The sequence below is a fragment of the Mycobacterium gallinarum genome, from assembly GCF_010726765.1.
GTDB classification, from domain to species: domain Bacteria; phylum Actinomycetota; class Actinomycetes; order Mycobacteriales; family Mycobacteriaceae; genus Mycobacterium; species Mycobacterium gallinarum.
This window is the reverse complement of sequence record NZ_AP022602.1, coordinates 42,842-67,492: the sequence shown is the minus strand read 5'-3', so window position 1 is coordinate 67,492 and position 24,651 is coordinate 42,842. Positions and strand designations below refer to the sequence as shown.

At 66.4% G+C, this 24,651-nt stretch carries 17 protein-coding genes; 15 read left to right on the top strand and 2 right to left on the bottom strand.

The window, feature by feature from the left end:
* Window positions 1–2 precede the first annotated feature (2 nt).
* The 7 genes from G6N42_RS30175 to G6N42_RS30145 all read left to right on the top strand — a co-directional run bounded on the left by G6N42_RS30175 (window position 3) and on the right by G6N42_RS30145 (window position 15,405).
* Entirely contained in the window at window positions 3–959 is a 957-nt protein-coding gene (locus G6N42_RS30175; RefSeq protein WP_163738759.1) for an ESX secretion-associated protein EspG, read from the top strand.
* Between the two features lie 121 nt (window positions 960–1,080).
* Window positions 1,081–2,919, top strand: a complete 1,839-nt coding sequence (locus G6N42_RS31400; RefSeq protein ID WP_232076834.1) for a MinD/ParA family ATP-binding protein — start codon at window positions 1,081–1,083, stop codon at window positions 2,917–2,919.
* A complete protein-coding gene (gene eccD, locus G6N42_RS30165) occupies window positions 2,916–4,433 on the top strand; it encodes a type VII secretion integral membrane protein EccD (RefSeq protein ID WP_163738755.1) in 1,518 nt (505 codons plus the stop codon). The genes G6N42_RS31400 and eccD overlap by 4 nt, the downstream gene beginning before the upstream one ends.
* Window positions 4,430–6,091 (top strand): type VII secretion-associated serine protease mycosin, encoded by a 1,662-nt coding sequence (gene mycP, locus G6N42_RS30160; protein WP_163738752.1) that lies wholly within the window; start codon window positions 4,430–4,432, stop codon window positions 6,089–6,091. The genes eccD and mycP overlap by 4 nt, the downstream gene beginning before the upstream one ends.
* Window positions 6,088–7,635 (top strand): type VII secretion protein EccE, encoded by a 1,548-nt coding sequence (gene eccE / locus G6N42_RS30155; RefSeq protein WP_163738748.1) that lies wholly within the window; start codon window positions 6,088–6,090, stop codon window positions 7,633–7,635. The genes mycP and eccE overlap by 4 nt, the downstream gene beginning before the upstream one ends.
* A gap of 412 nt (window positions 7,636–8,047) precedes the next feature.
* Window positions 8,048–12,013, top strand: coding sequence for a hypothetical protein (locus tag G6N42_RS30150; RefSeq protein WP_163738745.1), 3,966 nt, complete (start codon window positions 8,048–8,050; stop codon window positions 12,011–12,013).
* Window positions 12,010–15,405 carry a helicase-related protein gene (locus G6N42_RS30145; RefSeq protein ID WP_163738742.1) on the top strand — a complete coding sequence of 1,132 codons (3,396 nt, stop codon included), beginning with the start codon at window positions 12,010–12,012 and terminating at the stop codon, window positions 15,403–15,405. Before G6N42_RS30150 ends, G6N42_RS30145 begins: the two co-directional genes overlap by 4 nt.
* A 71-nt stretch (window positions 15,406–15,476) precedes the next feature.
* Here the strand turns inward: G6N42_RS30145 and G6N42_RS30140 are convergent, their stop codons facing one another.
* Both G6N42_RS30140 and G6N42_RS30135 read right to left on the bottom strand, forming a co-directional pair.
* Window positions 15,477–16,259 (bottom strand): hypothetical protein, encoded by a 783-nt coding sequence (locus G6N42_RS30140; RefSeq protein WP_163738740.1) that lies wholly within the window; start codon window positions 16,257–16,259, stop codon window positions 15,477–15,479.
* Window positions 16,249–16,623 (bottom strand): helix-turn-helix domain-containing protein, encoded by a 375-nt coding sequence (locus G6N42_RS30135; RefSeq protein WP_163738737.1) that lies wholly within the window; start codon window positions 16,621–16,623, stop codon window positions 16,249–16,251. Before G6N42_RS30135 ends, G6N42_RS30140 begins: the two co-directional genes overlap by 11 nt.
* 115 nt (window positions 16,624–16,738) lie before the next feature.
* Between G6N42_RS30135 and G6N42_RS30130 the strand changes: the two genes are divergently transcribed.
* The 8 genes from G6N42_RS30130 to G6N42_RS30095 are packed head-to-tail and all read left to right on the top strand — an operon-like array spanning window position 16,739 to window position 24,651.
* Window positions 16,739–17,149, top strand: a complete 411-nt coding sequence (locus tag G6N42_RS30130; protein ID WP_163738734.1) for a hypothetical protein — start codon at window positions 16,739–16,741, stop codon at window positions 17,147–17,149.
* Window positions 17,146–18,261: a discoidin/SUN/FTP domain-containing protein gene (locus G6N42_RS30125; RefSeq protein WP_163738731.1), complete on the top strand. Its 1,116-nt coding sequence runs from the start codon at window positions 17,146–17,148 to the stop codon at window positions 18,259–18,261. The genes G6N42_RS30130 and G6N42_RS30125 overlap by 4 nt, the downstream gene beginning before the upstream one ends.
* A gap of 1 nt (window position 18,262) precedes the next feature.
* A complete protein-coding gene (locus G6N42_RS30120; protein ID WP_163738728.1) occupies window positions 18,263–19,192 on the top strand; it encodes a conjugal transfer protein in 930 nt (309 codons plus the stop codon).
* Window positions 19,193–19,250: 58 nt separating this feature from the next.
* Window positions 19,251–19,532 (top strand): hypothetical protein, encoded by a 282-nt coding sequence (locus tag G6N42_RS30115; protein WP_163738725.1) that lies wholly within the window; start codon window positions 19,251–19,253, stop codon window positions 19,530–19,532.
* Window positions 19,529–19,666 (top strand): hypothetical protein, encoded by a 138-nt coding sequence (locus tag G6N42_RS30110; RefSeq protein WP_163738722.1) that lies wholly within the window; start codon window positions 19,529–19,531, stop codon window positions 19,664–19,666. The genes G6N42_RS30115 and G6N42_RS30110 overlap by 4 nt, the downstream gene beginning before the upstream one ends.
* Before the next feature lie 2 nt (window positions 19,667–19,668).
* Entirely contained in the window at window positions 19,669–20,046 is a 378-nt protein-coding gene (locus G6N42_RS30105; protein WP_163738719.1) for a hypothetical protein, read from the top strand.
* Entirely contained in the window at window positions 20,030–22,573 is a 2,544-nt protein-coding gene (locus G6N42_RS30100; RefSeq protein ID WP_163738716.1) for an ATP-binding protein, read from the top strand. The genes G6N42_RS30105 and G6N42_RS30100 overlap by 17 nt, the downstream gene beginning before the upstream one ends.
* Entirely contained in the window at window positions 22,570–24,651 is a 2,082-nt protein-coding gene (locus G6N42_RS30095) for a hypothetical protein (RefSeq protein ID WP_163738712.1), read from the top strand. The genes G6N42_RS30100 and G6N42_RS30095 overlap by 4 nt, the downstream gene beginning before the upstream one ends.

The window sequence follows — 24,651 nt, the reverse complement described above, 5'->3', positions numbered from 1 at the left end:
CCATGGGAGCGCAGCTGTCGACCACCTCCGAAGGCTTGTGGTTGACGGCTGCGCTCTCGGGTATCACCCGACTTCCCGCAGCACTGCGGGTGCGGCCAGTGGGCGACACCGAGGCCATGCTGGCATCGCATCCAGGACTGCAGGTACTCGAGGAGGCGGGGGTGTGCCAAGGGCGCACCCTCGACCCCGACGTGCAGGAATGGCTTCTGACCCTGGGCCGATGCGATATTGACGTGTCGATCATGGTGACCCGCCCGGACGAGCGATCCGAGCGCCTCACCGGGCCCCCCGAAATCTTCAAACCGCCGGCGGATCCGCTCAAAGAGCCGCTCGCCGCCGCCGCGGCGCTACGCGCATGGCGCGCACACCAATCTGCCGCTCGCACAGCGGTTCTCTGTCGCCGCGACGGCAAATGGGTTGTCGCAGCGCGCGTGTGGCGAAGCGGTGATGAACCACTTGACGAAGTAACCATCAGCCCCCTGGAGGGTGACACGACAGTCTTTGAGGCTGTCAACGACCTGCTCGGTGATGAGCTTCCGGCCGAATTCGAAGGCATCAACATCGAGGCCGAGCGCCTGGAATCGGTGCTGAGCAGCTGGCAGGCCGACCCGCAGGGCTACGACGTGATTGGGGAGCTTCTCAAGCTGGGCCTAACCGCCCGCCAGGCTCGCGTTATCGTCGCAGTATCCGACACCGGCGCCGTTCGCGCGGCCATCGGCGCCACCCAATACTCACTGGACGGCCCCGAGTTTGCCGCTACTGGAGCGATGGTCGTCGACTCCCTGATGGGTCGGGTGGTCATCTCGTCGAGCACCACTGATGACCAGCAGCGTTGGACGATGCTGTTCCCGGGCACCACGGCCCGGACCGGCCGCGCCGTCAGCGACGTCTTGAAGGACTTGCCCAGCGGTGCTGGATGGCAGCACCACCAAAGAATTCAGACATTTCACGCACACTGATGTGCCTAACGTCGTGGACGCCTGAAATATGTGGTTGGTAGTCTTTCTGCGACGGTGATATTCACCGATTCGAGGAGCCTTCGAGTGCTCCCCGGTGGAAATCGGCAGGAGGGCGGGCTACATGACCGAGTCCAGAGATCAACAGTTCTTCGACGCACTGAACAACACGGGACGCGACGAAGATGACGAGGCGCACGCGGATGCGCCAGACGCCGCCGGACCGGGCGACACACCGCCGCCAGCATCCCCCAGCTATCCGCAGCCACGATTTGCTGCGGATGGGCCGCAGGGCGACCCGGCGAGCGGCAGGCACCACGTCGATCCACCCATCAGCGCGGGCGGCAGTTGGGGGCAACCCCTCGAGACGACGGGTTACAACCCGCCGCCGCCGTGGCAGAACAGCGCGCCGGGAACCGACGCCGAGTCACCTTCGCAACCTGACATCCCCACGGCGCCTGCATCTTCGGACGCACCAGAGGTGGAGGGCCTTAACGAAAGCGGCGACGCCAGCCCCATCCAGGAGATGAATAACCGGCCGGATGGCTTCACGGCGGACGAGCCGATCGGCGGGGCGCCGCACACCGCTGGACCGGCGGCCCCGGCGGACGGGCCGCACCATCCAGACGAGGGTCGCGCAGCGCCGCCACCACCGCCGGCATGGGCTCCTCGGCCCAGCGGACAACCGTCATCCTTCGGGGGGGACGCCGACCGGCAGGAACTAGCGCCAGGTCGGCCTGCTCCTCGCCCGGTGGCTCCCGAAGAACGAACACAGTTTCTGTCCCGCGACGTGCTGCGAAATGCGCTGGGCCCCAACGCGACACCACCACCACCGCCTCCCGGGTGGCCCGCCCAGGGCGGCGGCCCCCAACCCGGCCTGCGACCGCGGTCAACCCTGCCGCCAGGCTGGCCCGCGCGTGGGCCGGAGCTGCCGCCCGCTGAATCGGTCGCGCCCAGCGGGCCGCGGCCACCGGAGTGGGACTGGTCGCAAAGCGCCGGGACCGGTGGCGCAGAGCTGCGCAGTGAGCAGATCTCTGCATCCGAGCTCAACGCGCCTCGCAAGATTCCCTCGTCACGAGGATGGCGAAAGTGGCTCTACTACGGCACTTTCAAGCTCATCAACACCGGCGAGTCGCCGGATGAGCAGCTGTTGCGCAACCTCAACGCGACTGTGGCCGGCCACCTGCGAGGCACCTATTCGATCGTTGTCCTGGGCGGCAAGGGCGGCGTGGGTAAGACGACGACCACCGCGTCGATCGGGTCGACGTTCGCCTCGCTGCGCAAGGATAAGGTTATTGCGATCGACGCCAACCCCGATCGCGCCTCCAACCTGGCCGATCGGATCGACCCCAAGGCCACGAACTCCTATAAGGACGTGCTGTCTGACCGGAACTTGCACGGCTACAGTGATATTCGCTCGCACGTCGGCATGAACGAGGCTGCCGGTTTGGATGTTTTGGGTAATCGCTACCAGAGCGATCGTCCGCCGCTGACCGCCAAGGTCTACACCGACACGCACACGGTGCTGCAACGCTTCTACAGCGTGCTGATCAGCGACTCGGGCACCGACGTCGACCACCAGGTCTTTCCAGGTCTGATGGGTCGTGCCGATGCCCTGATCATGGTGGCCTCGACGGCGCCGGACGGCGCCAAAGGTGCTGCCGAACTGATGGATTGGGCCTATCAGGCCGGCTATCACCGGCTGCTGCAGCGCACCGTGGTCGTCATCAACGATGTGCGCGGCGATAAGGGGAAAGCCCATCGCAAGCTGGTCGACTCGCTGGTGGAGAAGTTCTCCCGGTGGGTCAGTCCACAGCGCGTCTTCGTGGTTCCGTTCGACCCTCACATCGCTTCGGCAGGGGTGATTGACATCAATGAGCTGCGCGCGGAGACCCGCCGGCGTTACCTGGAGATCACCGCTCGGCTGGCAACGGGCTTTAACAGCAGCGAGGACGGGCAGTGAGTCCCGCCGAGCCAACCACCCCGGCGCTGTGCAGGGTCGCGCTCCTGGTGGGGGAGGACTTCGAGATCGACTACTCGTTGCCCGCCGGGGTGGCGCTGATTGCGGTGACCGAGGACCTGGTGGCGCGCGTCAACGAGGTTCTGCGCGAACGGGGTCGTCCGCTGCTTGATCCCGAGCAGAGCTACCGGTTGTGCCGAGCGGACGCGCAGCCGCTGGACCCGCAGAAGACGCTGGACGAGTGTGGCGTGCTCGACGGCGAGCAGTTGTGGCTCTTGCCGGCGGCCTCGGCCGAAACTTACGAACCGGTGACGGAAATGGTTTCGACCGCCATCGCTCGCGCGGCCAATCAACTGCTGGCCACCCTGACGCCCGACATGGGGCGCAAAGTCGCCAGTTGGCTCCTTGCCGGCGTCGTGGGGTGGGCGTGCCTGATCTTGGTGAACTGGTGGTGGAGCATCGGGGGCACCGACGCGCCGTATGGCTGGATCGGCGCAGCCTCAGCCTGGGCGATGCTGGTGGTCCTTGTAGCTGCCGCCCGTGGACTGTCCAAGGCCGACGCCGAGACTGCGGCGGGCCGTGAGCGCCGCGCAGCAGGGCACGCGTTGTCCTGGGTCGCTCTCGTTCCCGCGGCCGCCGCGGCGGCCATGTCGCTGCCCGGCACTCCAGGTCTCTGGCACCTCGCTGCGCCGCTTGTCGCGGTCATCGCCGGTGTCATCGTGCTCGCAACGATATGGGGGCGCCACGTCGTGGCCGTCGCCGCGATCCTGACCGTGAGCGTGTTCGCCTTCGCGGCCTCCGTCGTCGCGGCCTCCACCTGGGAGGTCCGCCCAGAACGCGTCGCCGTCATCGCGCTGATCGCGGTGATCGTTGCCGTCACCTGGGCCACGAGCACAGCCGTCGCTGCCTCAGGCGTGCCGACCCCGCTGTTTCCCTCGGTGACCAACCGCGGGGTGTTCGAGCGGCTGCCCGGCCAGCCCGCCGACACTGTGTCCCCGGTCGGCCCGACCGGGGTGGCCACCGCCGAACAAGTCCGTGCATGGGTGATGCGCGGCAACAACACCTTGACCGGGATGATGATCGGCCTCGCGGTGGTGACCGTTGTGGCTGCGCGCTACGCGGTGGTGCCCGGCCAGCCCGGTGGATGGCGCTACACCGCCTTTGTCGGGGCGGTCTGCGTGATTCTGGTGCTTCGCTCGCGCTCGTTCGTGGACCGCTACCAGTCCGTCACGCTGATGGTCGCTGGCGTGGGTGCAGCAGCGGTTGCCATCGGCCGTTACGCCGCCAGCGATGCCACCAGCCTCAAGGTGGCGTTGATCTGTGTCGCGGTCACCCTCGTCCTCGCGGTAATGGGATTGCTGTCTGCACTCGTTGTGCCCTTCCGTGAATACACCGCTCCGATGCGACGGTTCGTGGAGATGATCGAGTACGTGCTGCTGCTGGCACTGCTGCCCTGGGCGCTGTGGCTGCTCAACCTGTACCCGGTGATCCGCAACGCGGTCAGGCACGGGATATGAGCCGCAAGCCTTTTGGCGCCCGCGTGCGTGCCGGGGCCGGACTGGCGGGCACGATTGCGCTGCTCGCCGCCACCAGCATGGGAGCGAGCTGGGCGATCACACCGCCGGTGGTGCCGCCGGGGCCGCCCCCGCCCGACCCGGCGCCGGCCCCGGACTGGCCGATGAAGCAGACACGCGCCTGCACGCTGACCGGCGTCCTTCCGGGTAGCGATCTGCGCGAGCTGCCCCCAGCGTTGGCGCTGCTGGATATGCCGGCGGCGTGGCAGGAGTCGACCGGCGCTGGAGTCGTCGTCGCGGTCATTGACACCGGAGTTGCGCCGTCCCCGCGCCTGCCCCATCTCGTGGCAGGCGGTGACTACGTGATGGGTCAGTATGGCGACGGGCTGTCTGACTGCGATGCACATGGCACTCTGGTCGCGTCGCTGATCGGCGCGGCGCCCTCGGGCGGTCCGCTGCCGGTTCGTCCGGCTGGTGCGCAGGTTGCACCGCCGCCTCCGGCAGCGCCTGCGCCGCAACCGATTCCGCCGCCACCACCGCCGCCGACTGTCACCATCACCAAGACCACCACCGAGCCGCCGCCTCCGCCGCCGCCAGTAGAACCCCCGCCTCCGCCGCCGGGGCCGCCCGGGCCGCCACCGGCGTGGGGTCCCGGCGGCTCGGTCGCGCAGGCGCCGCAGCTTCCCCGTCCGCAGGTGCCGCCGCCTACCGGTGGACCTGATGGTCTGATCGGCATCGCTCCGGATGCCGTGATTCTGGCGATCCGCCAAAGCTCGCAGAACTTCGGTTTGAAAGACCCGCGTCTGGATCAGGACCAGGAGCAGACCCGCAGGACCGGCGACATCAACACGCTGGCGCGCGCGATCGTGCATGCCGCCAACCTGGGCGCGCGGGTCATCAACATCTCGCTGGTGTCCTGCATACCGGTGACCAAGCCGACCGACCAAGCAGTCTTGGGCGCGGCCCTTCGCTATGCAGCCGTTGATCGAGACGTGGTGATTGTCGCCGCAGCAGGTAACGCGGGAACACAGGGATGCACCCAGAATCCGCCACCGGCGACCGGGGCGTCCGGCTGGGACGACGTGGTGACCATCGCCTCACCGGCCTGGTTCGACGAGTACGTGCTGGCGGTGTCGGCCACCGACAACTCCGGCGCACCGCTGATGAGCCAAGCCGCGTCGCTGCACGGGCCGTGGGTGGATCTCGCGGCGCCGGGGGCTGACATCGTGGGACTGTCGACTTCGGGCAACGTCATCAATGCCTCGATCGACGAGGACAAATTCAAACCCATCATCGGTTCCTCGTTCTCAGCGGCCTACGTCTCTGGCGTAGCAGCTCTGGTGCGGGCGAAGTTCCCGCAGCTTCCCGCGGCCGAGGTCATCCACCGGTTGACCGCCACCGCGCACGCCCCTGCCGGGGGGCGCGACAACGTAGTCGGCCACGGCGTGGTCGACCCGCTGGCAGCGTTGACGTGGGACGTCCCCCCGGCACCTGCCAAGGCGCCGACACCCACCGAAGCGCCCTTGCACGTACCGCCGCCCCCACCACCCCCGGATCCACGCCCCGCGCGCATGCTGGCCGCCCAGATCGGGGCTGGCGTGGTACTGGTCGGCGCGGTGCTGTGGGGGACAACTGTCTGGCGAAGGAAGCATCAGCGATGAAGGAACGCATCTGGAGCGCGCGCGCCGATCTTCGCGCCGCACTGCCCACCGAAATCCTTGCCCTGCTCGGCACGGCCATCGCTGTTGCCTTCGGCGGGCCCTGGTGGGCCGGTGCAGCCGGCGGCGCGGCCCTGGGGGCGCTGCTGTTCATGGTGAAAGCCGCACGGCTGACCCCCTGGCGGTGGCTCACGCGGTCCATCGGGCGGCTGCGCCATAAGGAACACCGTGTCGAGACCGGCGAGTTCGTCGACGTCGACAGCGATGGTCAGCTGCTGGGTGTGCACCTCGACGAGCACACCCTTGTGACGATGGTCAACGTATGGGGTCGGCCCTACATCCCGACCCTGCTGCGACCGCAAGGCGCTGAGACCCCGAATACGCTGCCGCTGAGCGTGATTGCCGAGCAGATGCAGCGCTTTGGGCTCGGGGTGGACGTCGATGTGATCGCGCAGGGCCGCCGCACGGCCAGCGACAACTACGGTCAGTTCTATGCCCAGCTCTTGGCCGACCGGCCCGCGGCCGGGCAGCGCAGCACCATGCTGGTGATCCGCATGGATACCCGCTCACCGGACACCACTGCCGGACTGATGTGGCGTAGCGACGCCGCGGCCGCGGTCGCGGCGGTCACTCGTCGCATCACGCGGGCTCTGCGCCAAAGTGGTTGCCGCGCAGAACCGATGACGGCCGCCGATATGCGCCAGGCGGTTCTTGACATGCACGGCGGCAGCAAGGAAGACATCGAGAGCACCTTCCGCGAAGGGTGGAAAGACCTCACCCACCGCGGAACCCACGTCACCAGCTACTACCTCAGCGCCGAGGACCTCACGGCGGACCGCCTCGACGACATGTGGGCGATCGCCTCAGAGCACACGCTGCTGGCGCTGCACCTGCGGCGCTCGAGCGAGGGGATCACCGTGTCGGCAACGGTGCGGTTCACCACGGCGCAGCCGCTGCTCACACCGCCGGCGGTCATCCTCAACCGCTACACCGGTCGCCAGTGGTGGGCGCTGTCAGCGCTGCTACCCGGTGCTGAACGGATCAGCGGCATGCCGGCACGAACGCTGACCGCCGATCTCGACGCCGCCGTGGCCATCGGCTCATCGGGGGTCATGCTGGGCAAGGTGGACGACGCCCTGTTGCTCATGCCGCTGCGTGACCCGGGCGGGCCGACCCGCATCGTCATCGATGCCGACGACGATCTCGCGGTCCGCCAACTCATTCGTCGCGCTTCGGCCAGCGGTGAAGTTGTCGCGGTGTATGACCCGCGCCGCCGCTGGGCCATGGCCGCGGCCTCGTCGCGGATATGGAACACGACCGACCCTCGCGCGCAGCCGCCGAGGCCTCCGACTGTGGTGGTGCACAACGGGTCCAGCAATCCCTATCCCGGTGCGCTCGTCAGTATCAGCGTCGGCGCCGGACCTCGTTCCGTCGAGCCCGATGTGCGCATCACCCAGCGCAACGGTCGAATCCGCATCGAAACCGAACGGTTCACTGCGCGCCTGGATGCGGTGACGTTCCGCAACGAACAGACCTTCCTGAATTGATGCTGATGAATGTGGGTTTACCGTTCCGTCAGGGATTTGCAAGGAGGTTTTGGCGAGCCGCCGTTTCAAGGCAGAACCCCGTGTCGGACCGCGTATGGAATGGCGGACGCGGTCGAGGATGACTACCTCTGACGACTGACGTTCGGTCTTGTGCCGGCGCCGCGAGGTGTGCCACAGATAGGCGACAATGCCACGTAGAGGCGGCTGATGGTCCGCGCTGACGCCCGCCTCGCCGAAACGTCCAGCCGCGAGGCTGCGGTCGGTATGGGTAGCCGGTGGTTGCTCGGCGAAGGGGGTTCGGCGGCGGCGTGGTTGTCGCGTAGCCGGGCGGCCCTGCTAGTACGTTGCGATATGTCGAGGCGGCTTTCGGCGGGCGTGGTGGCGCGTACTGCTCGGCAGAATGGGGTGGCTCATGGCCTGGTTTGACACCTTTCTGGCTGATCGTGAGCCGCGGCGCTGGATGGCTGCGGAAGGTTTGCCGGCGGCGATCAATGCGGGGCAGGTGTTTCTCCAGGACGCCGACTATGGGCTTGAGGTCGCTGTGGGTGAAGCGGCGAAGCGGCCGACGACTGCTGACATGCGGCGCGCGTGGACTGTGCGACACGGTGGCCGGCCATCTCCGGTCCTGCTGGTGGTGGGCTACCCCGATGCCGGCGGCATCGCTGTGGCTGTCTGTGGGCCGGCGGGGGAAAACCCGCCGGTGTACTTCGACCTGGATATCTCGCGCATCGAGCGGTTATCGACGGCGGCGCTAGCGGAGCCGACGCGCCACGCCGCTCAGCGTTGCCTGCTGCGGCTGCTTCCGGAGCTGGACTCGGAGCTACCGGGCATAGTCAATTCGGGACTACTGGCGTCGCATGAGTTGCGCTACGGGGTGCCGCTGCGCGCGGATTGGGAGGCGGCGACGGCCGCGAGTCGGGCGGCGTTGCGCAAGCGTGGTCATGATCTGGTGAAGGCATTGGGATTCACGGTCACTCACCTGGGCACGAATACATCGCTGTTATCTGCTGGGCGGGATCGGCGGGCGGTGGCGGTGTTCCTCGACGAGGGCGAATCATTCGAGGCGCCCGGGATGCGGTTCGAGGGTGTCTCACCGGTGTCGCATGCGCTGGCGTTGGCGAGCCGTGAGCAATTGCCTTGGGTAGTGCTGACACGGGGTCCAGAGATTCGACTGTATGCGGTAAAGCCCGATGTCGGGGTTGGCCGGCGAGGGCCATCTCAGACTTTCATCGAGGCCAATCTTGCATTGGTGCCTGAGGATCGGGCCGGGTTCTTGCAGTTGTTGTTCTCGGCGGATGCCCTCACTGTCGGCGGATCTTTTGATCAGATCTTGGACAGCTCAGCGGATTTCGCGTCGGATCTGGCGACCCGACTGCGTGATCGCGTGTATCGCAAAGCGGTGCCGGCGCTTGCTGAGGGCGTTGCAGCGTCGTTGACGGATACGCCGTCTCGGGAGCAGCTCGTGGCGGCGTACGACCAGACGCTAAATGTGTTGTTCCGCCTGCTGTTTGTGGCGTACGGCGAGGACAAGGATCTGCTGCCCTACCGTAGTAACAGTCGCTACGCCGACCACAGTCTCAAGCGGATTGCGCGGCGGCTAGCTGAGGACGCCAATCGTGACGCGCTCAGCTTTGATGACGACAACTTCGACTTATGGGAGGACGTCGTCCAGCTCTGGGATGCGGTGCGGCTGGGCAACCCGGGCTGGGGGGTTCCGGCGTACAACGGCGGGCTGTTCTCAACCGATCCGGCCACGAATCCCGCGGGCGCGGCGCTGCAGGATATCCGCTTGAGCAATGCTCACTTTGGACCCGCGCTGGCGGCGCTGCTGATTGATGTCCCCGATGACGGCGACGATCTTCTGGGGCCAGTCGACTTCCGCAGTTTGTCGGTGCGGGAGTTCGGCACCTTGTACGAGGGTCTGCTGGAATCGGAGCTGTCGCTGGCGCCCACAGACCTGAGCGTCGATGGCGACGGCAACTTCGTCCCAGCCGGCGAGCGGGGTGTAGTGGAGGTGGCGGCCGGAGCGGTCTACCTCCACAACAAATCGGGCGAGCGTAAAGCCACCGGCAGCTATTTCACAAAGCCGTTCGGGGTGGAGCACCTGCTCGATCAGGCGTTGGAGCCCGCGCTGACGCAACATCTGGACCGGATTCAGACGCTGGTCGACGCCGGCGATGACGCCGCGGCAGCGAAAGCGTTCTTCGACTTTCGATGTGCCGACATCGCGATGGGCTCCGGGCATTTCCTGGTCGCGGCGGTCGACCGCATCGAAGCGCGGCTCTCAGCGTTCCTGGCGTTGCATCCCATTCCCACGGTGACCGCTGATCTAGATGCGCTGCGCACCGCCGCCCTCAACGCTCTCGGTGAACTCGCGGACGGGGTGGAAATCGAGATGACCGCGCTGCTACGCCGTCAAGTGGGGCGGCGCTGCATCTACGGGGTAGACCGCAACGTCATCGCCGTCGAGCTGGCCAGGCTGGCGATCTGGATCCACACGTTCGTACCCGGTCTGCCGTTGTCATTTCTGGATCACAACCTCGTCACCGGCAACAGCCTCATCGGCATCGCGTCGATCGACGACGCCCTGCGAGTGCTTGCCGGCGACGACGACGACGCGCCCACACTCTACCGGGACGAGATCACCGAGTTCCTGGAGCGCGGCGCGGCGGCCCTGGCGCGGCTGGCCACCATCGACGATGCGACCGTTGCCGACGTGCACGCCGCTCAGCAGGCCCACCACAACGCTCTGGCCGCCGTCGAGCCGGCCGCTCTGCTGTTCGATGTGCTGATCGCGGCGCGGCTGGAGGACACAGCCCCGCCGGTGTCGGTCGACGAAGAGTCGATCCGCGCTGCTGCCGAGGCGGCTGGGGCGCGGGCAGCGGCCGAGGAGGTGGCGGCGCTGCACTTCCCGGTGGTGTTCCCCGAGGTCTTCCTGCGGGAGCGGCCGGGCTTCGACTGCCTGCTGGGAAATCCGCCGTGGGACAAGGTTCTGTTCGAGCCGCAACAGTTTTGGGTGACGCGGATGCCCGGTCTGAACGCGTTGCCACAGTCACAGCGGGCCAACCGGATCGAGCAGTTGCGTGTTGAACGGCCGGCGGACGCGGTGGTGGAGGCGCGCGAGAAGGCTGAGCGGGAACGCTTCCAGGGGTATGTGGAGCGGTCGTACCCACTGCGGGGCCGCGGTCACTATGACTTCGCGAAGCTGTTCACCGAGCGGGCGCTGACGTTGCTGCACCGCAGTGCGGCGCTGGGATACGTGTTGCCGGCCAACAGTCTTCTGCTGGGTGGGTGGAGCCGGATTCGTGAAGCGCTGCTGACGGATTCCGCGACGACGGTCGCGCAGGCCCGTAATAAGGCTGGTTGGCTGTTCGACGATGTGCACAACAGCACGGCGGTCGCTTTCATAGGAAGGCATCGCACCGGCGAGTCCGCCACGGTGCTGATCTGGCCAGGACTGGCTACTCAGGCCGCATTGCGGTCTGCAGGGAGCGGCGGTGGGCTCACCCTAAACGCGAAGGATCTCAACGAGCTCAGCGACACGATGGTGGTTCCGTGGCTCAACTCGGCGGCCGATCGTCCGGTGTTCGAGACGATGCAGGCGCACCACAGTCTGTCGTCGGATAAGGGCTGGGTGAGCGGAAGCCATGATGCCCGCTACGACTTCCGGTCGTCGGGCCCGCAGCGTCGATTCAGCAGCGACACCGACAGCGACGGGGCCTGGCGGATTCTGATGACGCGGCACGTCGTGGCCTACGGCATCGACGACACGATCGCATTCCAGCGGTTCATCTCCGATCCCGCAGCATTACCCAACGGCGTCACCGCTGTTGATGGTGTTGCCGGGTTTGATGAGTCGCACCCTGTGGTGATCATGCGGCACCCGTCGCGCAACGATGACTCGCGCACGATGATCGCCACGGCGCTACCTCGGGCGGGGTTTGTGCACAACAAGGGCTACGTGCACGCGGTGAAGCACGCTGGCGGCACAGGCACGGCCGAGCTGCTGGCGCTGTTGGGGTTCCTCAACACGTTCACCTGCGATTGGTGGGTTCGTCGATTCGTCGATCGACATGTCACCGCCCCGGTCGTCAACAATGTCCGACTACCCGACTGGTCTGCTGAGCAGATTGAGCGGGCAGCCGAGCTGGCGGCGGCATTGTTGCGGGAGCAAGGCCAAGACACCTTGGCAGCTGATCGGGTCCTGCCGACCACCGAGGGCGACCCGGTGGCGGCCCGGGTCGAGTTGGAGGCGCTAGCTGCCGCCGGGTTCGGCCTCCAGACCGATCAGATGCGCACCCTTCTCAGCGACTTCTCCGATGGTGCCGCGGCCTGCCCGGCGCCGCTGCGCACCGCGATCCTGGAGGCGACCCGATGACTCAGCCGACGCCGAAGCCGACGTTTCTGGTCAACCGCGACGGTGAAACGGTCGCCGGGGCGATCAACGCGCATTTGGCGCATCTGCGCCGCACGCTCAAAGATCCATACGAGCTGTTGATCGCCTCGGCGTACTTCAACGTAGGCGGCTACCAGCTGCTGGCCGAGGAGCTGGACCACCCGCATCGGGTACGGCTACTGCTGGGGGCCGAGCCCGATCCGGCGCCGGCGCCGCGGAGGCTCAACCAGCCCGCTGCGCCGGCGCGGGCCCGCGCAGCGGAATTGCGGCGCGCCCTAGAAGGGCAGGGCCGCGATCTTGCGCAGGCCAGAGATTTGCTTGGTTTCAGCCGGGATTCAGACAAGCACGCACGGCAGCTAGTGGAGTGGTTGCGCCACGATCATGTCGAGGTGCGTCGGCTCACTGACCGGTTCCTGCACGGTAAGACGTATCTGACCATCACAGATCACGACGAGGGTGTCGTCGCCGGATCGTCGAACTTCACCTATGCGGGCTTGGCGCGCAACATCGAGCTCAATCTCGGTCAGTATCACCCGCAGACGGTCACCGAGGTTCGTCAGTGGTTCGACGAATTATGGGATGTGGCTGAGCCTTTCGACCTGGCAGCCCTCTACGACGCGAGATTTGAGGCGCACCCGCCGCAGCTGATCTATCTAAGGATGCTGTGGGAGCGCTACGGCGGCGAGATCAGCGCCGAAGCGGATGACAGCGCCGGTGGAACCATCCATTTGACGACATTTCAGCGTGACGGCTTATGGCGGGCGCGACGCATTCTCACTGAGCGTCGGGGTGTGCTGATCGCCGACGAGGTCGGCCTGGGCAAGACATTCCTGGCAGGCAAACTCATTGAAGATGCGGCGATCGCGAGACGTCAGCGGGTGCTGGTGGTGGCGCCGGCGACCCTGCGGGACGGGCCGTGGCGCCGTTTCGCCTCGGACTTCAATCTGCCGATCGAGTTGCGGTCGTTCGATGACCTGGTGGGCGATCAGCGCCTCAACCCGGAGGCATCCGGCTTCATTCTGGATCAGGATCCCGACGACTACGCGCTGATCGTTGTCGACGAAGCTCACAACGCGCGCAACCCGGCGACACGGAGGGCGGAGGCCATCCGCCGGCTGTTAGCTGGGCGCTACCGGAAGGATCTGGTGTTGTTGACGGCGACACCGGTGAACAACAGCCTTTGGGACCTTTACTACTTGCTGTTGTACTTCCTGCGCAACGATGCGGTGTTCGCTGATTTGGGGATCCCCTCTCTGCGTGATCATTTCGGGCGGGCGATGGCGCTCAACCCTGACGATCTGTCGCCTGAGTATCTGTTCGACATTCTCGACGCTGTCGCAGTGCGGCGGACCCGTCCGTTCGTAAAGCGGTTCTATCCAGCCGATACGGTCCGCATCGGGGGTACCGAGGTACCGATTACATTCCCGACTCCACGAGTGCACAAGGTCACCTACGATCTTGATGCGGTACTGCCGGGATTCTTCGACCGGTTCGCCGCCGCACTAGATGTCGACGATGCTCACCCGCCGAATCCGGAGCTTCATCCGGAAGTCTTGACGTTGGCGCGGTATGCGCCATCGCGATACGGGCCGGGTGGGATCGCGGCCCGAGAGGCCCAGTTGGCCGGGCTGCTGCGGTCGGGTCTGCTGAAACGATTCGAGTCGTCGCCGTACGCGTTCGCCCGGACCTGCGAGAAGATGGCGGCCAGCCACGACAGCTTTTTGGAGCTGCTGGCGGCCGGGAAAGTGGCGGCCGGCGTGGCGTTACGGGAGTGGGCGGCAACCGATTCCGATGATAGCGATCTCGTTGAAGAGTTCATGCGGGTACACGCCGAGGATCTGGAGAATGCCGGCGACTATGACGTGGCGTCGCTGCGTGCGCATGTAGAGCACGATCGGGCGCTGTTAAGGAGCCTTGCCACGGAGGCAGCCACGGTAACCAGTGGGGCTGACCCGAACCTGAACGCGGTCATCGATGAGCTCGCGTTAATCGCCGCGCAGGCCGCATCTGAGGGAGTCGGGGAGGATGACACCCGCGACAAGCGGAAGGTGTTAATTTTCAGCTACTTTGCCGACACGGTTGATTGGATTGAGCGGCGGCTCCGTGAGGTAGCTCAGACCGATGAACGGTTGGCGGTGTACCAGGACCGGATCGCGTCGCTGCACGGCAGCGATACCGATAAGCGGGATCAGTTGTGGGGGTTCGCGCCGGCGACCACCGATGCACCCACCGATGAGAATCGGTACGACATCCTCGTAACGACCGATGTCCTGGCTGAGGGCGTGAATCTTCAGCAGGCCCGGCACATCATCAACTACGACCTGCCGTGGAATCCGATGCGCCTGGTGCAGCGGCACGGGCGCATCGACCGCATCGGATCACGGCACACCGAGGTGTTCATGCGGTGCGTGTTTCCGGACCGTCGCCTCGACGATCTGTTGAGACTTGAGGAGCGTCTGCACCGCAAGATTCAGCAAGCAGCGGCCGCGGTGGGCGTAGGGGAGATCCTGCCCGGGTCGGCGACATCGGATCTGACGTTCGCTGAAACACGCGATGAGATTGAGCGGTTGCGCGCCGGGGATGCCAGCATCTTCGAGTTTGGTGGCGTGGGGGCCAGCGCCCTGTCCGGTGAGGAGTATCGGCAGGAATTGCGAAAGGCGTTGGACAACACCGACTTAGCTGAGACGATCGCAGCGCTGCCGTGGGGTTCCGGTTCGGGCATGGCGGTGCCGGCCGGGCTGCCTGGTTACATCTTTTGTGTGCGGGTCGCTGATCACCCCACACCTCAGTTTCGGTACGTCCGGCCAGCTTTCGGGGACTCCCCAGCTGAGGTCGTCGAGGACACGTTGGCGTGCTTGGACCGGGTGCGGCCGCGCGATGAGTGGGACACCCCGCGCGACCTGTCGCCGCAGATGTATGAGGGGGCGTTCGAGGCGTGGGCCGTCGCCCGAGATCATGTTGTGGAGCGATGGAATTTTCTGGCCGATCCCGCGAATATCGCTCCGGTCGTGCCCCCGGTGATGCGGCGGGCGTCGCAGACGGTGCAGGATCACGCCTCCACGGTGCAGATCGAGGATCTCGATCGTGCCGTGGAGGCGCTCGAGGCACCGTACGCGGACCGAATTCTGCGGTTGTTCCGGCTCGCCATGTCAATTGAGCACCCGCAGCAGAGGGCCACCCGAATAATTGAACTCGTCGACGAACTCGGTTTAGAGCCTCCGCCGCCACCGGATCCGCTACCTGAGATTCGTGATGAAGATGTGCATCTGGTCTGCTGGATGGCGTTGGTGCCGCCGACCGATCAACCAGAGTCCTCATCGCAGGTTGTGGTGGACGTGGGCTCAGACGATGCAGGTTCTCTGATCGGGTCCTAATTGAGCTTTACGTGACTTGATGGTCGCCACTCGTCGCGATCACCTTGATGTGCGTGCGCGGGCCACTGGGCCTAAGTCGCGGCCAGCGCCTGGCCGGGAAACGCAGCGAGGGCTGCAGCTACGGCCGCGACGTACCAGCAGCTTCCGATCGCCGCAATGGCCGCGGGGATGGCCAGCCGTATCCAGTTCACTGGTGCAGGTCGGCGACGCGGAACGCGGAGAGCGTCCGGCGATCGGCCGTCAGCAGATGGGGCGGGATCGAGCAGGGTCGGCATCGACACGGGAGCAGGACCCAGGATCAGAGTGTCGTCGACATCGCGCTGGGCGGGGGTCAATGGCCACCAGTCGCTGGAGCCGTCGATCGCCAGCCAGCCTTCGAGGACTCCGTAGGCCGCGGCGGAAGCGAAGGTGGCCGGGACTTGAGCGAGCAGCCATGGGATGAGCAGGGTGCTGGCCAGCGAAGGACTGGGGTCATAAAGAACGGGTAAGGGGGCGCCGCTGAGGATGGCGGCCCAGATCAGCGCCGCGATCGGATAGGCCTGGAGGCGCTCGGGGATCAGCCCGATGATCACGGCATAGAGCATTCGGCCTAGTGGCCAGCCGATCGGTGCGGCCGCGGCGAGGACCGCGGCGACACCGGTTTCGAGCGCCCCAGTCGTGGTGGAGGACGTGCGGAAGATCAGCGGTGGAGTCACTTGATCATCGTGGGGGTCGGGTCGGGCACCCACCTTGGCGCGGCTACGCGCGCGGATGCGTTTGCCCAGTAGCTCGGCACGGCGCTTCTGGAACATCCAGATGCCGGCGCGGGCGGCGATCCAGGCCCGGCGTTCTTCGTCGAACACCTCAGCGGGCATGGCCGGACCCGAGCAGATCCTCGACGAGCTGCTCAGCGGTGTGCAGCTGCGTCCGGATGCTTTCCAGGACTGTGACTACGTGCTCGTGCGCGGGGCAGGGCGCATCGCTCGGCGCCGGTATGCGTGAGGTGGGAGTGCCGCCGCGCATCACGGTCTCGGCCGAGCCCGGCGCCCATCCCAGTGCGCGGTCGATGCGCTCCAGGGTGGATCGAGACAGTCCCCGGTCCCCGGTGAGGGCTTTGTTCATGGTCGATGGCGATGGGCCGCCGCGGGCGAACATCTGTGCGCGGCTGATACCCAATGCTCGTCTCCGCTCGGTGACGAAGTGGTCCAACCGCTCAATGCCCTGCTCTGGTGCCTCCATGCGCTAACAGAATCATGTTTCGCCCTTAGTCGTCCATGAGTGTGGACACATTTGGTCCTTAATAGATACGGTTCAGTCACAGAGTTGAGCATTAGCCGAATCGAGGAGGATAGACGTGAAGATCGTGCTGACGGTGGCGGCGGGGGTGGCGGTCGGGCTGACCGTCGTCGTGGCCGTGCTCGTCCAGATACTCGTGCAGCTCGCTCCCCTTCTGGCAGTGGTGGCGCTCGCGGCCCTGGTGCTGCGCCTGGTCCGGCGGCGCAGCAGCGGACGGGCCTTTCGCACCGAGCCGTGGGCGCCGTACCCCACGGTGCCCACACAGGCACCGGCCGCCGCGCCTGTCACCGCGGCGCTACCGAGCGCTGAGAGCGCGCCCGTTGAGGAACTGCATCTGCGGTGGGGGACGCCCGCAGTCGAGGACCTGGATGCGATTCCGACGATCGCTGCTCGTGGAGCGGGAACGCAGGTTCGGCATGCACGCGCTGGGAGTCGCCCGTCTCGCGCCGCCCGGGGCCGGCGGCCATGACGCGCGGTATCGACAACGACGAGTGGCTGAAAAAAATCGGGGCGGTCACTGTTCACGATGACGACGACCGCGATAACACTTTCGGGGCCGAGAGCGGTTCACGATCGTCTCCTCCTGCGGCCGACGATGAAGTGCACACTGACCCAAAAGATCTCGCGTCCGCAGAGTTCGACGACGACGGCGACGAATCGCCGCTTGGTTATGCCGAGGATGACTACGACTACGACGGCTCCCGGCCCGACCTGCTGCTCGATTCGCCATTCGACGTCGGCGGGTCGGTAGTCGATCTAGACAGCACTCCCACCGACGCCGACTCCCGCTCCCAGGATCCGCCGCCGCGCCGGTACACCCCGTGGGTGCTCGCCGCGTTCGGCGCAGCGGCCGTCCTCGGCACCATCATCACCCTGGTCGTCACGATGGCCAACTCTCCGAGCACAGAGCCGTCCGGGCCGGCGGCCGCGCCCGTCGCACCCCGCGTGGTTGAGGTGCCTCCGCCCAGCCCGCCACCGAATAGCGATGGGCCACTGCCCTTTACGGCTTCCTCAGACTGCCCACCGGGGTCCACGTCAGCGCAGTCCGTGGCCGACCCCAATTCCACAACTCCGTGGGTTTGTCTGCGATCGGTCGACGGCCAGGTCCTGGAGATTGACCTGGGCCGCACGTTCGTCATCACCGCGGTGTCCATCGTGCCGGGCGCAGTCAGCAAGACCGCGGTCAGCCCTGATCAGCCTGACCCGTGGCTGCAGCATCGCGTGGTTACTCGGGTGCAGTGGCAGTTCAACGACACCGACCGCACGGTGAAGAACCAGAACACCGGCAATGTCCGCGGCGAAGCCGTGGAATCCATCCGCCCCGGCGTGCTGGCTTCGAAAATCACGGTGATCATCCAGGAAACCAGCCGCCCGCCGGCGATCGCACCGACCAACACGACCGCGGCACCGACGCCGCCGAGCGCCGGACCTTCGATCCTGGGCGACATTCTCGGCGGCAACCAGGGCGGGTCCGCGTCGGCACCAGCCCCGGTCCTGGCCGGGGGTACGGCCTCGCGCGATCCGGCTGACGGCACTTTCGCCGTGTCAAGCATCAAAATCATTGGACACAAGGCGGTTTGACATGCAGCTGACCAACACCTGGCGGCGACGGCTCACCACGACTGGCCAGGGCAGCGCCAAGGTGATCGTGACGGTCCTGGTTGTCTGCTCGGTCATCAGCGGTGCATCCACGGTGTGGCGGTGGGTGTTCCCCTCCGATGAGACACCAGTGGCGGTGACCGCTCGCTCGGTAGGCAACGAGACCGCGCTGGTGGAAAGCTACGCGATCGACTGCGTGACAGTGCTTCTGACGGCCAGCAGCAGCCGGGCGGGCGAGGTGGCGCGCTGCTTCCCCGACAGCACCGACATGTCGCTGCCCACAACGTCCCCGTTGATCGTCTCGGCGCAGGCAGCATCTGCGACCTTCGTCGGCCAAACGACGCCCGGCGTCGCGACCTACGGCGTCATCGTGGCCGTCACCGAGCAGTCCTACACCAACGCGCCTCCCGTGCGCAGCTACTACCAGCTCCCGGTCAGTGTCTACAACGGTGCCGCGCCGCGGGCGATGGCCAAACCAGCCCGCCGCGACCCGCCACCGCCGGGGGTCGACGTGTCACTAGACTATCCGGTCACCATCACCAACGATGCCGTCCTGGCAGCGGTGATCAGCGGCTTTGTCACGTGCTACCTCACCGAGGCCAACGGCATCGAACGGTTCGTCACTGTCGACTCGGGGCTGGGGCCGCTGCGCGCCTACTCGACGGCAACAGTTACCTCGATCCGAGCCCAGCAGCCGGTGCCGGAGGCCCCGGCCGAAGGCAGCGAGCTGCGGGTCTGGGTGACGGTCAGCGCCCGAGCCGCCGACTACACCACCACCCCGCTCGAGTACCCGCTGACGCTGCGCGCCACCGGCGGCGCCTGGTCGGTAGCCGCCATTGACGTGGTTCCGGCAATCGACCCTGAGGCCCCGCCGACCCCCGTCGCCGCCGGCACGCGACGACCGCACTCGTAGCTGTTGGCACAACGCCACCGGATCAGTCCATCCAACATCACCCTGAAAGGAAACAACGATGAATATCGCCTCGAACACAACGGTTCTGGCAGCACAGGGGATCGTGGGCATGTCCCAAGAGATCTTCTCAATCGTGGTAGTCGTCGGCGGTCTCGCCGCCATGGCGCTGGGCATCGCGGTCGGCCTGCGCAACGGTTTCAAGCAGGGAATCGGATCGGCCATCGGCGCGGTGGTGGGCGGCATCATCTTGTCGCTGATCATCGCCAACGTCGCTGGCTTCCAGCAGTCGGGCAATCAGGAACTGGAGCAGCGCGGCATCGTGTCCGTCTACGGGCGATGACGCATCGAATGCGTGGACTGGGCGTCTCGTTGCTCGGCTTCCTCGTCCCCGCCGCACCGATTCACAACATGACCGGGCTGATCGACGACGCGAACAGCCGACGCATTCTCATCAGCCACCACGAAGAGAGCTGAGCATGCCCAACAACGAGGTTTCCACCGGGGAGCCCGCGAAGGTCTTCACCGGGATCCGCGACGTTCCGATCTACGCGGGGGAGTCCTCGACCGGAAATCGCCTGCCCGGCGGCCCTTATCGCAGCGCCGAACTCATCGCGATCGGCATGATCATGTTGCCCGCACTGTGGTGGTTCCGCACCCACGAAGGTGCCGGATTCGCGGTACTCGGTGGCGCTGCCGTGGCGGCGGTCGTCGTGACGGTGATTCTGCGGATGGTGCTGCCCAAGCGGCGGCCGTCGCTGGCCGCTCGCGCCAGCTTCGCGCTGTCGTCGATTCTGCCCAAGCACGTGTGCGCGGCACGGCCGCCGGCTAGGAGCGGTCATGGCCCGCAACGCTGACCCGCGCGTCGATCATCTCTTCGATCCGCCGCTGGCGGTGATCGGCAATCTGCGCTTCACCCGCGGCGGGGTGTATGCCGACTACCTCATCGACGGACTGCCGCTTGTGCTGCGTCCGCTTCGCACCCATGAACGGGGCAGCCGGTTCTACCGCAACCTGGCCCGCGCCTTGCCCTCGGGATGGTCCCTGTCCGGGCTACTCGACACCACCGACCCGAATCGACTGATGCGCAACATCGTTGGCAACCACAGCCACCACCCGGGCTGGGTGGAGCACTGCCGGCTGTGGGAACCCACCTTCAACCCTGACGCGGCACCCGCGGGCGCCCCGGTGTTCCTGGAGGAGCGAAGGCGAGGCTGGCTGACTTTTCCGGTCGACAGCGGCCGGGCGGGTCGCACCGCGACCGGAGCCGCCACGAAGGCCAAGGACTGGGTAGTCGGCCGCGACGTCGACTCCGACACGTCGGTAGCCGCCTATGCGCGCCTGGCCGCCGAAGTGGTCGCCTCCCTGCCCCAACAGTTCAGCATCCGACCGGCCAGCCCACTGCAGATTCTCTGGCAGCACCGCCACAACGTCTTTCGCGGTGTGCTGCGCGAGCCGATGCCGCCCGCCGCGGCTGGGCCAGATCGGCTCACTGCGGCCCATTTCGTGCGCCCGGGCGTCGACGAGGGCGCCAATGCCGTGCGCTCGTCGTGGTGGCCGACAATGCGCCCCATCGTGCGCCTCTATGACGCCGACAATCCTGAAGGGCCGTGGAGTTATCAGGCGCTGCTGCCGATCACGCACTTTCCCGACACCGGCCTGCGGTTCACCAAGGCCGCTTACCTGTATGCGCTCGATAACGTCGACACCGAAGCCTCTATTGACTGGATGCAGCACGTCACGGTGCGCAGTCCCGAGCGCGCCGAGGCGCTCAACGCGCGCGCGGCAAAGAACATCAAAGACCAGATGCGCCAGCGGGGCCGCATGATCGACGAGGACGACGAACTCGATATCAAGCTGGCCAACACCCGCGAGTACAACGCTGCGATCAAGGCCAATCCCAGCGAGCGAGAGCTCGATGTGGCCACGCTGATCGCCGTGGGCGCGCCCACCGTGGAAATGTGCGAGGACGCGGTGAAGCAGGTCCGCCACGAACTTGACCAGGCCGAGATTGCTGTCAGCCGGTGGCGGGGGGCGCAGTCCAAGCTGTGGGCCGCGTTCAACCCCGGCAGCGAGAAACACGCCCACCTGAACGAGTTCCGCGATCCGACGTCGGCCCACCTGTGGGGCCGCTTCACGCCGCTCATCTCGACGCGCGTTGGTGACTCCCGAGGCACCCCGCTGGCGGAAAATCAGAACACGTTGCGGCGCAGTCTGATCCTGCACGATCCGGAAGGTTGCGCTCGCCGCCACAAGAACACTGGGCTGATCGTCATCGGTGACCCGGGAGCAGGTAAATCCAACCGCGCCAAACTCTCTGGAATTGAAGTGGTCCTGCGCGGCGGCAAGGTCGACGTGTTCGATCCCGGAACCCACGGCGAATGGGCCCAGGCGTTCCGCAACGTCACCCACACGACGGTGATCGATCTGGGCAATTCGCGGTTCAGCCTCGACCCGCTGCGCATGTTTCCCTTTGACAAGGCCGGCGAGGTGGCCGCCGACCACATCCTGCCGATGATCGGCGTTCCCGCCGACAGCGACATGGAGAACCGGTTCACCCTTCTGGTGAGTCCACAGATGCGTGACGCCCAAGGCATTCACTCGATGCGGTCGCTAATCGGTTACCTGCGAGCACAACCCGACTCCAACAACGACATGCTGCTCGCGCGCTTGGACGCTTGGGCCACCCAGCCGGCGGCGCGGGCCATCTTTGACGAAACCCTGCCGGCGTACTCGCCGTCACAATCACTAGCCACGATCTGGCTGACCAACCGGCTCGGCCTGCCCGATGCCGACGACATTCTCAACCCACACCTCTACGACAAGCTGCCCAAGGGGGCTCGCGCGGGTATGGCCATCTATGGGCTGATCATCGACACCGTGCAGCGCCACCAGTTTCTGCACCGCGAGCAGTTCTCGACAATGATCTTCGAAGAGGCTGCCGAGCTGATGGCCTATCCCGCCGGTGCTCGCACCGCCCACCGCATCACCCGCCAAGGCCGCAAGCACGCGACCGGTATCTGGCTGGTCTCCCAGGACTACCGCGACTTCGCGCGCATGGGGGACAAATTCATCACTCAGAAGTGGCTGTTCGCGATCCGCAACGAGGAACTGGCGACCAAGACGCTGGAGTGGGCCGGTGTAGATCCCGAGTTGTATCCGGAAGTGGTGCAGTCCTACTACGAGGACACCAGCCCAGCCGAGTCAGCCGACGACGAAGACAGCGACGACGACACCTTCGGCAAAGTCCATCCCTCACGGATGGGGGAGGGGTTCATCGTCGACGAGCGCGGTCGGCGGGCCCGCTGCCGCTTCCTGGGTGCCCCCACCTCGCAGCTGGCCGCCGACGTCGACAGCACACCACCTCAAGAGGTTGTCGCATGACCTCCGGTGCCCTCACCCTGTGGCTGGCCGACCACCCACGCGCACGGCGCACCGTCGTGACGATGACGCTGACCTACACGCTGTCCTTTGTCGCCTTGCTGTGCGCGCCGAACGCCGTGGCCGCCGGCGGTTCGGCAGCGCTGGGCTGGACGGGACTGCGCGACACCGATGGTGTGCCGATCGCCTTCTACTTCCTGTCCATGGTCTCGGTGCGTGAGGCCGCCACCAACAACGGTCAAGAGATATCGATGATCGACCCGAGCACGTGGATGCCGTGGATGGCCGCGGCCATGGAGCGCGCCGTCGACAATGCCACGGCCGCATGGTGGTTGGGCATGATCGCCGGGACCTTCATCTTCATCATGGCCGCCGCGCTGTGGTTTCTGCGCTTCGCGCTATCCACGGGATGGCTGGTGGCCATCGCGACCGTGGGCCTGCCGCTCTACAGCGCGGTCAGCTCACTGGTCAGTTCAATGATGTTGGCTCCCATCGCGATTACGGTGTGCGTCACCGTCGCCGGGTATCACATACTGCGAGGACACCCTGGCCGGGGGTGGGCCATGCTGGGGACCGCCCTCGTCCTAGCCGTGCTGCTGGCCACGGTGTTCTCCGATCCCATCGGCGACCTCTACAGCGAGCACGGCCTGCTGGCGCTGGGACGCGGCACCGGACTGGAAATCGCCCAGGCCGCTACCGGGGCACCGTTCGCGTCCGGCGCCTCGCTGGATGCCAAACTAGACGCGCTGATGGCCAACGTCGTGACCGCCGGCGTGCGACATCCATTGCAGGTCCTCAACTTCGGCATGGTCGTCGATGATGTCGGCGGATGCCGCCAAGCGTGGAACGCGGCCATCATCGGCGCTGGTGGCGTCGATGGTCCCGGCCCGGCGCACGCCATGGCCAACTGCGGCGCTCCGCAAGCCCTGGCCTACGCCCAGCGCCTCGGCGGCTCTGACGCCACCATCGGTCTGCTGCTGGTTCTGGTCGCGATCGTGGTGGCCTTCTTCTACTTCTACGTCGGACTGTCGGCGATGCTGGTCGGCATCAAGTCGCTGTACTTCGGCATCCTGGTCGGCCCTTCCTTCCTCATCGGCATGCTGGGCTTCGGACGCGCACTGCGCTTCGCCAAGCATTGCGGCACAGAGCTTTTCATGCACGTCATCCAGCTGATGGTGTTCGAGGTTTACCTCGCCGTCTCCGCGATCGGCATCACCTGGGTACTGACCACCGATGCCTTCGGCACATCCACCGCAACAGCGATTCCGCGGGTGCTGATCATGGCCGTGGCGGCAGGGGTCCTGTGGCTGGGCTTCCGCTTCGTCGACCGCTCCTTTCACACCGACAGCATGGGCACCATCGGCCGACAGGTCAGCGGCGCGTGGCACGCCGGCACCGGCGCCGTCCGAGACGAAGCAGCGTCCTACCGCGACAAGGCGCAAGCGGCGAGCGCGCGCCTGGGACGGCGCGATCGCGACGACACCGCAGGCGGCCAGGACGACAGCAGCGGCTCACCGACTCGCCGCACGCCCGGCATGGAGTGGTTCAAACCGCGCTCGTCAAGCACAGTGCGCACACAGCGAGTCGCCGGTGACGGGGCAACCAGCAGCGGAACGACACCCACCAAAGCCGCCGCCAAGTCCGCGGCCACCACAGCCGCGCTGACCGCGGTCAAGGTGGCCGCCCCTGAGGTGGCCGTTCCCGTCGCCGCGGCGGCCAAGGCGGCCGGTGTCGCCAGCACGGCCGGGCATGTGCTCAAAACCGCGAAGAACACCAGCGGCTCGGAATCGAAGCCCGCCGCCCAAGGGTCTGGCGGCGACTCCTCGCCGGCCCCGCTACGTCAGCACCGCCCGGATGCCGCCGCCACCTCCTCATCTGCCCGTGAGCCCGCTCAGGCGCCCACCTTGGCCAGTCGCAGCACGGGCCAGGCGCCCCGACGTTCGGCAGAAGCCGGGTCTCAGCCTGCGCGCGGCAGCACTGCACCAGCAGGGACAATTGACATCGACGAGCCCCGTCAGAACGACACCGCGGCACCCCGTGCTGCCCAACCGACGCGACCACCCCGAGAGATTGGGTCATAG